This is a genomic window from Nocardiopsis oceani, assembly GCF_054777395.1.
In genome coordinates this window covers 1-7,243 of sequence record NZ_BAAHAR010000096.1, presented here as the reverse complement: position 1 = coordinate 7,243, position 7,243 = coordinate 1, and the positions used below count along the sequence as shown (strand labels likewise).

Genomic DNA, 7,243 nt, shown 5'->3' with positions numbered 1-7,243 from the left:
CGCCAACCTGCCGTCGTAGCGGAGCGGGTCAAGGTGGAGCGCCAATGACGCGCGAAGCGCTCGATGGCGACGACCTTGAGGCGCGTAGCGGAGACGGCCACAATCGGGCGGCGGGAAAGGAGGGAACCCCAGCAAGGGCGACTGGAGCAACTCCGAATAGAAGCAACATCTCATGTGCGTCGGGCGCCTGAGCCGATGGGGGTGTAAGCAATAGGCCGTAGCGCAGCACAACCCCTACACCTATCCCGCTCTACACCTGCCTGACCCTGCCCTGACCGGTCCTGCCCTGCCCTGGCCGGTCCCTCTCTGCCCGGTCCTGTCCTGTCCCTGCCCGGTCCTTCTCTGCCCGGTCCTGTCCTGTCCCTGCCCGGTCCCTGTCCTACAAACCGAGCTCTTCGTGGAGGCGGGCGATCCGGAGTGCGTCCCTCTGTGCGTCTTCCAGGGAAGCCAGTGCCTCGTCCTGCTGCCGACCGCCCGCGCTCTCGGCCAGGATCTCGTTCGCGATCCGGTCATAACGCTCGATGCGGCCCATGTCCTCCAAGAGGTGCTGGGCCTTGCGCACCCTGGCGGCGTAGCCCTGGATCGCCGCGACCCGCTTCCCGGCTTCGGCTCGGAGGCTGTTGATCGCCTCGACCGCCCTCCGGTGGGCCAGGTTCGCCTGCTCTTGGTCGCTTCGGGGCGCCCCCACACCGTTCAGCTCACGCTCGGCGCTCGAGGCCTTGTGCAGGTCCGCGGCGATCTGCCATTCGAGGTCGCGCAGGACGACGGTATTCCGTGCGGTGTCCAGCAGCTGGCCGCGGCGGTGCAGCGGCGACTCCAGAACGGTGTCCACGGCGCTCTGCACCCGGCGCAGCAAGGGCCGGTTCCGCCGCGTGAGCAGGCCCGCGGTGACGTAGTCCCGGCCGGCCGCCGCGGCCAGTAGCTTCTTCAGCTGCCGGTGCCGTTCCAGCTTCCCTTGAGGGGCCCGGTACCAGCGGACGGCGAGGATGCAGCCCACGATCAACGCGACGAGGATCAGGGGCACGGCCTCCGGCAGGAGGACCATCAGGAACAGGACGACGGGTGCCGCCAGGAATCCGGCACAGCCGGAGGCGGACTTGAACTCCTCGCGCGCTCGGAGTTCCTCGTGGCTGGGCGGAGGGGACGGCTCCGGAAGTACGGCGCCTGGGCGGATGGTCGGGCGGTCCGGCATGGGTGCTCCCTCGGGCGTTCCGGTGTCCACCGGTATGCGGGGTGGTGCCGCCCGGGCGCCTCGGTGGCCGGTGAGGGGACCGGCGGTTCTGTCGGCGTCGGGCCGAAGAGGGGCGCTCGGGCCGCGTTCGTGCGCAGTCCGCGTCAGCCGTCGCCCTCGTCGGAGGGCTCCGGTTCCGCGGTGGGCGGGGGCGCAGGGCTGGGCGGTTCCAGTTGGACGACCTCGTTGCCACCGCAGGTGGTGAGCAGGAGCCCCAGGGCGGCGGTGGTGAGTGTGCGCGAACAGCTCATGAGGGACCCTCCTGTTTGTGTTCCAGGAGTGAACATTAGCGTGTGAATGACATTCACAGCAAGAGTGTGTATATTCGATAGTGCGACGCCGGAAGGGGTTGCTGGGGCGGGCGGCGGTCCGCGGAGACAGTCGCGGTCCGCCGTCCCGTCCCCGATCCGGCCTCGGCGGCACCCGCTCCGCCCTCGCAACCACCAGACACCGGAGCGAACCATGTCCCACAACCACCACCCCTATGGCCCGCCCGAAGCCGCGCCGGACATGCCCACCGGAGCCAAGGTCGGGATCGGCTGCCTCGGCTGCTTCGGCGCGACCGTGACCGGCTTCGTGGCGCTGGCGGTCCTCGGCGCCCTGGTGCCGGGCCCCGACAGCGGAGGGGGCACCACCGCGCCCGCGTCCCCGGAAGCCTCCGAGAGCCGTGAGGCCAACGAAGCCCAGGAGGCCCTAGAGGCCGACGAGGACGCTGACGAGGGCGCCGATGCCGAGGAGGACCACCCGGGCTTGGGCGACACGGTCGAGCACGGTGACTGGGAAATCACGGTGCACGCCATCGAACACGACGTGCCGTTCGCCGACCTCAGCGACTTCGCCGACGATGACCACGACGGGCAGTGGGTCACCGTCGAGATGGAGGTGACCAACCTCGGCAGCGGCCCGGAGAGCTTCTCCGGCCGGGACCAGGTGCTCATGGACGACAGCGGTTCCATGTACCGCTACGACATCTGGGCTTCCGACCTGTTCGACAGAGACCTCAACCCCGGCACCGGTTCGAGCGGGACCCTCGCCTACGACGTGCCGAGCGATTTCGAGGCCGACCACATGCTCGTCAACGGCAGGAGCTCCGGGGCCACCGGCATCCGCATCGAACTCGACTGACCGCTCTCTGCGCCAGCGCTCGGAAGGCACCGCCTGCCGCCGGGAAACCCCCTGCCGCCGTGGATCCGACCGGGATCGGTGAAGTGACCCGTCCTGCGCCGGGGCCGTTGACTCCTCCTCCGGCAACGCGGATATTCGCTTCCCAACGCACCGGACGACACCGGTGCGCCCCTCCACCCGCAGGAGAACGCAATGGAAACTCGGAGCTTAATCCGACGCGGCATGGCAGTCCTCGCAGGCCCGCTCATGGCCGCGGCACTCGTCTCGGTGCCGTCGGCGGCTGCCGCAGACGCCCCCGAGACCTTCGGCGGTACCGGCCCCTACGAGGCCGGGTACGTCACCGACGACGGCCTGCCCGAGCACACGGTCTACCGGCCCCTGGAACTGCCCGAGGACGAGGCACTCCCGGTCGTCGCGTGGGGTAACGGCGCCTGCAGGGCCGACGGAACGTGGTTCGAGAACATCCTCACCGAGTTCGCCTCGCACGGTTTCCTGGTCATCGCCAACGGCCAGCCGGACGGCTCCGGGAGTACCGACTCCGCGATGCTCACCGAAGCCTTGGACTGGTCCGAAACAGAGAACTCCCGCCCGTCCAGCGAGTACCGGGATCGCCTCGACACCGACCGGATGGCCGTCATGGGCCAGTCGTGCGGCGGCCTGGAGACCTATGAGGTCGCCGACGACCCCCGCATCACCACCACGGTCATCTGGAACAGCGGCATGTTCAGCGACAGCGACCCCGACCGCCTCGACCACCTGCACGCCCCGATCGCCTACTTCACCGGCGGCCCGAGCGACATCGCCTACGGCAACGCGCTCAACGACTGGCGGGACCTGCCCGAGGACCTTCCCGCGTTCATGGGCCACCTGGACGTAGGACACTTCGGGACCTTCCCCGAGCCCGACGGCGGCGAGTACGGACGCGTCGGTACCGCCTGGCTCCAATGGCACCTCAAGGACGACGAGGAGGCAGCCGAGCAGTTCGTCGGTGCCGACTGCGGCCTGTGCACCGACCCCGAGTGGGACGTCGACAGCAAGAACCTCTGACCGGGCCCTCACCGAAACCTGGCCGGGCCCCACCGAACACCATTCCCCCTCTCCATGGCACCGCACCCGCAGAGCCGGGGGCCGTGCCTGCGGCGCGGCCCCCGGTCGGTCAGGGTTCGTGGAACGTCGGCAGTTCCACCACCGGAGCGCTCGTGTACTCCACACCGGGCTCTGGTGGGACGGGTTCACCCGAGGCGGCATCGGTGCAGTGGGCGTCGAACATCTCCGCCTCGTCCAAGGGGGTCAGTGCGTGCGCCCCCACCTGCCAGCCGAGGACGCTCTTGACCGGTATGACGACCCCGTTGGCGAGCGTGTGGGAGGGGCGGTCGGTGAAGGTGCGCAGAACCAGCGCCGAGGGCGAGGTTGCGCAGAGGGCGCTGTACAGACGTTCCACCACCTCGGGGTGTTCGACCTCGAAGTCCCCGCCCCGGACTCCGAGAGCGGTGGACATCGCGTACCGGGTGTGCAGGGTCAGGATGTGGCGTTCGCCGGGCAGGTCTCGGAAGAGGGCCCGGAGCAGGGCGTGGGCGTTCCTGGAGAGCATTTTTCCAGTATGGGACGGGCAGAGCCGCCGGATCGGGTTGTCCACAGGCCAGTTCTCCGGGGCGCCGTCCACTGCCGAGACACCTCCTTACCCTGGGAGACCTCCCTACCTTCGGGGGACCTCCCTACCCCCGGGAGACCTCGGGCAGCCGACCGCCGGCCACCACCCCGACCAGCCCCAGAACCGCCAGGAAGACCAGAGTCCACTCCACTCCGAGGAGCGCCAGCAGTGAGCTGACACCTCCGACCACCAGCAGGACCAACCCCATCGCCGAGTTCGAGACCGCCACATAGGTGGTGCGCCGGTCGCCCTCGGCCATGTCGATCACGTAGGTCTTGCGCCCCACCCGGACCCCGGTGTGCGTCAACGTCAGCAAGAAGTAGCAGGCGATGAACACGGACGAGCCCCACGCGGTCGTTCCGGTGAAACCGGGCAGGGACACGATCAGGACCAGCGCGAGGATGATGGCCGAGGCGAGCGCGGCCCCAATCGTCATGAGCCTCCGGCTCGACCAGTCGGCGAGCCGGCCCGACAGGCGCCCGCCCACCAGGGCGGCGACCCCGGAAGCGATGACGTACCCGCCCAGCCCGGACAGCCCGGTGGTGCCCGACTGGGTGGCGAGGGTGACCACGAACGGCGGGCTCAGCGCCGACACCAGCAGCAGGCCGCGCACCGTGACGAAGTGCCGGAAGGAACGGTCCTCGCCCAGCAGCCGGTAGGTCTGTACGAACCAGTCGTGCCACCGCACGGGTGCGTCGCCGGAGGACCGCCCCGACCCTGCGGGCGCGCCCGGCGAGGCTGCCTCCGTCGAGGCTGCCTCGTCGGCCGGTTCGCGCACCCGGGCGTAGACCCAGGCCACACCCACCCACAGGGCGGCGCCGCCGGCCAGCACCCAGGCGAGCCGACCGGCGTCCAGGTCCTCCCCGCCGAGCACACGGATCCCCACCCCCAGGGTGATGGCCACGAGCCCGGCCGCGGCGGTGGCCAGCCCGATGATCTGTCCGCGCTCCCCGCTGGGCACGGTACGGCCCTGGACGTCCTTGGAGGAGACCGAGCACAGGCACCGGCCCAGGGAGAACACGGCCAGGGCCAGCAGGATGACCAGCCCGGCGGCGAGCCCCTGCGCGAGCGCGGCCGTCGCCGCCATCACCGCCACCGACAGGGCCTGGATCAGGGAACCGGAGACGAACACCCACTTGCGGTAGCGGGCCCGCAGGATCAGCGGCGTCAACAGCGCCTGCGGCAGCATCGAACCGGCCTCGCGGACGGGTACGAGCAGCCCCACCAGCGCCGCGGGCACGCCTAGCGCGTGGAACAGCCAGGGCAGCACCGTCGAGGCATTGACCGCCTGGTCGCCGGAGGACTGCAGGGCGTTGGCCGGTACCAGGCGCAGGCCGTTGCTTGCGATGTCGGCGCGCACGGTTTCAGGTAGGTCGGCCTCGGTCTGCCGGTCGCGTCTGACCAGAGCTGAGTAGATTTTCTCGGTTGCGGTCATGTCCTCACGCTAGAGAGGTGAGCCGCAGTGTACGTGCGGCGCCACACCGGCGCGCGGGCAGAGGTTCGCGTGGGAGCTCCGGAAGGTCACCGCTCCAGGAGCTCGGTGGTGCCGGCCCCGGGAAGGGCGACCGTCACCTGGGTGCCCCACGGGTCGCGCAGAACCACTGACCGGCCGGTGTCGGCGTGCTCCAGGCGGTTCTCCTGCAGACGGGCGACCAGGGCGTCCAGGTCCTGACGGGACGGCACGGTGAGCGCCACGTCGCCCAGCCCCAGGCTCGAGGCACGCGGCCCCGCCCCGGCGCTGTTCCACGTGTTCATCGCGACGTGGTGGTGGTAGCCGCCCGCGGAGGCGAACAGCGCGCCCGGGTAGGTGTCGACGGTGGTCGTGAACCCGAGTGCGTCGACGTAGAAGGCTCTGGCGGTGGCGATGTCGCCGACCTGCAGGTGGACGTGGCCGACCTTGCCTGCCCGGCGCGGCGCGTCGGACACGACGGCCTCGTCGAGGTGGGTGCGCAGGTAGTTGTTCGGGTCCAGGTAGTGCGTGGCCATCTGGAGCCGACCGTCGACGTACTTCCAGTCCGAGCGGTCGCGGTCGGTGTAGAGCTCGATGCCGTTGCCTTCGGGATCGGTGAAGTAGAAGGCCTCGCTGACCAGGTGGTCGGAGGAGCCGACGAAGCGGCTGCGCTGGTCCTGCGCCGCGTGGTAGACGGTCGCGGCGAGCGAGGCGGCGTCGTCGAAGAGGAACGCGGTGTGGAACAGCCCGGCCTGGCGCGGGTCGACCTCGGGCAGCCCGGGGGTGGCGACCAGCCGGACCATCGGGGTCGTTCCGCGGCCGAGGACGCGGCGCACCTCGCGCCCGTCCGAACGTTCCTCGATGGGCTCGAGGGCGAGGGCGTTCGTGTAGTACGAGGTCATCGTCTCCAGGTCGCCCACGTGCAGGGATACGGCGTCCATGTGCGTGGCGTCGTTGAGCACGCGGTCGCTCACGGGCGGGCTCTGCGGGGTCTGCGCGGTGTCGGACATGGTGGGCTCCTTGGGGTCGGGCCGAGGCTGCTGGTTGCGCATCCTCCGAAAGAAGTCATCCAGTAAAAGGTTGAGAGTTCAAGTTATATTCCCCCTTGGAGGTGACCCGTGCCATGCGCCCCCGGCAGCAGTCGGCCCCGCCCCGCGGCGCCACGTGTCACAGGTGTGTGGTTGTCTCATCCCATGGGCGTTGAGATCGAGCGGTTCCTGCGGCTGGTGAGTGCGCTGCCGGAGTGCGTTGACCAGGAGTCAGAGCGGTACACGACGTTCCGGGTCCGCGGTAGGCCGTTCGGCTACTTGTGGCCGCGCACCGCCACCGTGGGACTGAAGCAGACCCTGATCGAACAAGCCGCGCTGGTGGCCGAGCGGCCCGAGGTGTTCGAGGTGCAGTTCACCGCGGGCGGCTACGGCTGGGTGGTGGTCCACCTCGACGGAATCGACCTGGATGAGCTCAGCGAACTCACCCTGGAAGCCTGGTACCTGACGGCTCCGGAGGACCTGCTCACCGCCCCGCCCACGCCCGCGTCCCTGGTCGATGCCTGACGTCCGCGGCAACGCCCCCGCCTTGTGAGCGCCCGGGCATAACGGATCGTCACAAAAAAAGGCCGGAGAGTAAGATCACTCCGGCCCCTGAGGACGCTTCAGTACCCGTGACTGTTCAGGTCTTTGGGTGAGTTGATCGGTTCGCCTGCGAGAGGGACCCCTGGGCTGCAACGATGAACCCGTGACCTCCTCCGACCAGACCGCGCCCTCCTACGAGGAGCTCGCCGCGCTGG

Annotated in this window: 8 protein-coding genes; 3 read left to right on the top strand and 5 right to left on the bottom strand. The window is 69.8% G+C overall.

Annotation, left to right across the window (positions count from 1 at the left end):
- Window positions 1–379: 379 nt before the first annotated feature.
- Complete coding sequence (locus ACYVDG_RS32290; protein ID WP_460763891.1) at window positions 380–1,192, bottom strand: hypothetical protein; 813 nt, start codon at window positions 1,190–1,192, stop codon at window positions 380–382.
- 143 nt (window positions 1,193–1,335) lie between these two features.
- Window positions 1,336–1,482 carry a hypothetical protein gene (locus ACYVDG_RS32285; RefSeq protein WP_460763884.1) on the bottom strand — a complete coding sequence of 49 codons (147 nt, stop codon included), beginning with the start codon at window positions 1,480–1,482 and terminating at the stop codon, window positions 1,336–1,338.
- Between the two features lie 211 nt (window positions 1,483–1,693).
- Here ACYVDG_RS32285 and ACYVDG_RS32280 point away from each other — a divergent pair, with 211 nt between their 5' ends.
- Window positions 1,694–2,356 carry a DUF4352 domain-containing protein gene (locus ACYVDG_RS32280; RefSeq protein WP_460763881.1) on the top strand — a complete coding sequence of 221 codons (663 nt, stop codon included), beginning with the start codon at window positions 1,694–1,696 and terminating at the stop codon, window positions 2,354–2,356.
- 192 nt (window positions 2,357–2,548) lie between these two features.
- Window positions 2,549–3,403: a poly(ethylene terephthalate) hydrolase family protein gene (locus tag ACYVDG_RS32275; protein ID WP_460763876.1), complete on the top strand. Its 855-nt coding sequence runs from the start codon at window positions 2,549–2,551 to the stop codon at window positions 3,401–3,403.
- A gap of 109 nt (window positions 3,404–3,512) precedes the next feature.
- Here ACYVDG_RS32275 and ACYVDG_RS32270 read toward each other — a convergent pair whose 3' ends face one another.
- The 3 genes from ACYVDG_RS32270 to ACYVDG_RS32260 form a co-directional block, all read right to left on the bottom strand.
- Complete coding sequence (locus tag ACYVDG_RS32270; protein WP_460763871.1) at window positions 3,513–3,947, bottom strand: hypothetical protein; 435 nt, start codon at window positions 3,945–3,947, stop codon at window positions 3,513–3,515.
- Window positions 3,948–4,071: 124 nt separating this feature from the next.
- On the bottom strand, window positions 4,072–5,442 hold the full coding sequence (locus ACYVDG_RS32265; RefSeq protein ID WP_460763868.1) for an MFS transporter: 1,371 nt from the start codon (window positions 5,440–5,442) through the stop codon (window positions 4,072–4,074).
- 86 nt (window positions 5,443–5,528) lie between these two features.
- Window positions 5,529–6,467 carry a VOC family protein gene (locus ACYVDG_RS32260; protein ID WP_460763864.1) on the bottom strand — a complete coding sequence of 313 codons (939 nt, stop codon included), beginning with the start codon at window positions 6,465–6,467 and terminating at the stop codon, window positions 5,529–5,531.
- Window positions 6,468–6,650: 183 nt separating this feature from the next.
- Here ACYVDG_RS32260 and ACYVDG_RS32255 point away from each other — a divergent pair, with 183 nt between their 5' ends.
- Complete coding sequence (locus tag ACYVDG_RS32255; protein WP_460763859.1) at window positions 6,651–7,010, top strand: MmcQ/YjbR family DNA-binding protein; 360 nt, start codon at window positions 6,651–6,653, stop codon at window positions 7,008–7,010.
- The last annotated feature ends 233 nt before the right edge of the window (window positions 7,011–7,243 follow it).